This window comes from Microcoleus sp. N9_A2 (assembly GCF_036701775.1).
GTDB lineage: Bacteria > Cyanobacteriota > Cyanobacteriia > Cyanobacteriales > Microcoleaceae > Microcoleus.
Map to the genome: position 1 here is coordinate 2,501 of NZ_JAUBRH010000120.1, position 2,560 is coordinate 5,060.

2 tRNA genes and 2 rRNA genes (1 of these 4 only partly in view) are annotated in these 2,560 nt (G+C 51.5%); all 4 read right to left on the minus strand.

Going from position 1 to position 2,560, the window contains the following annotated elements:
• A 23S ribosomal RNA gene (locus QUA44_RS30010) occupies window positions 1–488 on the minus strand (it extends 2,418 nt beyond the left edge of the window).
• 212 nt (window positions 489–700) lie between these two features.
• Window positions 701–773: transfer RNA gene (locus QUA44_RS30015), tRNA-Ala, on the minus strand.
• A gap of 99 nt (window positions 774–872) precedes the next feature.
• Window positions 873–946: transfer RNA gene (locus tag QUA44_RS30020), tRNA-Ile, on the minus strand.
• Window positions 947–1,059: 113 nt separating this feature from the next.
• A 16S ribosomal RNA gene (locus tag QUA44_RS30025) occupies window positions 1,060–2,559 on the minus strand.
• The 16S and 23S rRNA genes sit together here with 2 tRNA genes alongside, the layout of an rRNA operon.
• Window position 2,560 lies beyond the last annotated feature (1 nt).

The window sequence follows — 2,560 nt, forward strand, 5'->3', positions numbered from 1 at the left end:
TCGCGGTACTGGTTCACTATCGGTCACACAGTAGTATTTAGCCTTACGAGATGGTCCTCGCTGATTCACACGGGATTTCACGGGCCCCGTGCTACTCGGGATACAGTCACGCTCTTTTCTACTTTCGACTACAGGACTTTCACCTTCTCTGGTGCAGCTTTCAACTGCTTTGTCTAGCTTCAAGATACGTTATTTGACTGTCCCACGACCCCAGAAGTAAAAACCTCTGGTTTAGGCTGTTTCCCGTTCGCTCACCACTACTTGGGAAATCGCTATTGCTTTCTCTTCCTCCAGCTACTAAGATGTTTCAATTCGCTGGGTTCGCCGCTATCAGTCTATGTATTCAACTGATGCTTACTGGGTTGCCCCATTCGGACATCTCCGGATCAATGCTTGCTTCCAGCTCCCCGGAGCTTATCGTCGGTCGCCACGTCCTTCTTCGCCTCTGTGTGCCTAGGTATCCACCGTTAGCCCTTTGTAACTTGACCACTTGATTCTTTGATGGTGGTCGCTAGTAAGATTTTCCGACGCATCGGATGACTTACCTGCTTGATGATGACTTAATTTCTATGCAGTTTTCAAGGTTCTGACTAGAGTTCTAGACTCCAGCATTCCGACTTCTTTTGAAGAGTCTGGGTGCTGATTTCTGTTCTTGGCTTTGATTGTCTTTGTAGTTAGTTAGATAGCTAGCTAGTGAGAGTGGAGGTAAGCGGACTCGAACCGCTGACTTCCTGCGTGCAAGGCAGGCGCTCTACCAACTGAGCTATACCCCCACTAAGCAAGTTCTGATTTTTCTGCCCTGATTCTTCAATTCATCATTTCATTGATGATACATGAATCATTGCTTTAAATTCATTACTTTTGTTTCCAGGTGGGCCATCCTGGATTTGAACCAGGGACCTCACCCTTATCAGGGGTGCGCTCTAACCAACTGAGCTAATAGCCCATTTCCCGAACCAGTTAATAGTTTGAAAGCTTTGACATCTATTTCTCGAACGACCAGGGATACTGATTACTACCTATTGTTTAGGTTCGGTAGTTGCTCAGATGGTCTCCCTAAAAGGAGGTGATCCAGCCACACCTTCCGGTACGGCTACCTTGTTACGACTTCACCCCAGTCATCAGCCCTGCCTTCGGCATCCTCCTCCCTTGCGGGTTAGAGTAATGACTTCGGGCGTGGCCAACTTCCATGGTGTGACGGGCGGTGTGTACAAGGCCCGGGAACGGATTCACCGCAGTATGCTGACCTGCGATTACTAGCGATTCCGCCTTCATGCAGGCGAGTTGCAGCCTGCAATCTGAACTGAGGCAGGGTTTACGGGATTAGCTCGCCCTCGCGGGTTGGCTGCCCTCTGTCCCTACCATTGTAGTACGTGTGTAGCCCAGGACGTAAGGGGCATGCTGACTTGACGTCATCCCCACCTTCCTCCGGTTTGTCACCGGCAGTCTGTTTAGAGTGCCCAACTTAATGATGGCAACTAAACACGAGGGTTGCGCTCGTTGCGGGACTTAACCCAACATCTCACGACACGAGCTGACGACAGCCATGCACCACCTGTGTTCGCGCTCCCGAAGGCACTCCTCTCTTTCAAGAGGATTCGCGACATGTCAAGTCCTGGTAAGGTTCTTCGCGTTGCATCGAATTAAACCACATACTCCACCGCTTGTGCGGGCCCCCGTCAATTCCTTTGAGTTTCACACTTGCGTGCGTACTCCCCAGGCGGGATACTTAACGCGTTAGCTACGGCACTGTCCGGGTCGATACAGACAACACCTAGTATCCATCGTTTACGGCTAGGACTACTGGGGTATCTAATCCCATTCGCTCCCCTAGCTTTCGTCCCTGAGTGTCAGTTATGGTCCAGCAAAGCGCCTTCGCCACCGATGTTCTTCCTGATCTCTACGCATTTCACCGCTACACCAGGAATTCCCTTTGCCCCTACCATACTCTAGCTGTTCAGTTTCCACTGCCTTTCCGAGGTTAAGCCCCGGTCTTTGACAGCAGACTTGAACTGCCACCTGCGGACGCTTTACGCCCAATCATTCCGGATAACGCTTGCATCCTCCGTCTTACCGCGGCTGCTGGCACGGAGTTAGCCGATGCTGATTCCTCTGGTACCGTCAGGTTGCTTTCACAACTTTCTTCCCAGAGAAAAGGGGTTTACAACCCAAGAGCCTTCTTCCCCCACGCGGTCTTGCTCCGTCAGGCTTTCGCCCATTGCGGAAAATTCCCCACTGCTGCCTCCCGTAGGAGTCTGGGCCGTGTCTCAGTCCCAGTGTGGCTGATCGTCCTCTCAGACCAGCTACCGATCGTCGCCTTGGTGGGCTTTTACTCCGCCAACTAGCTAATCGGACGCGAGCTCATCTTCAGGCTATAAATATTTTCCCTTTCGGTACATCGGGGCTTAGCAGTCGTTTCCAACTGTTGTCTCCGTCCTGAAGGCAGATTCTCACGCGTTACTCACCCGTCCGCCACTAAGTATTTCTACTCCGTTCGACTTGCATGTGTTAAGCAGACCGCCAGCGTTCATCCTGAGCCAGGATCAAACTCTCCGTGTTG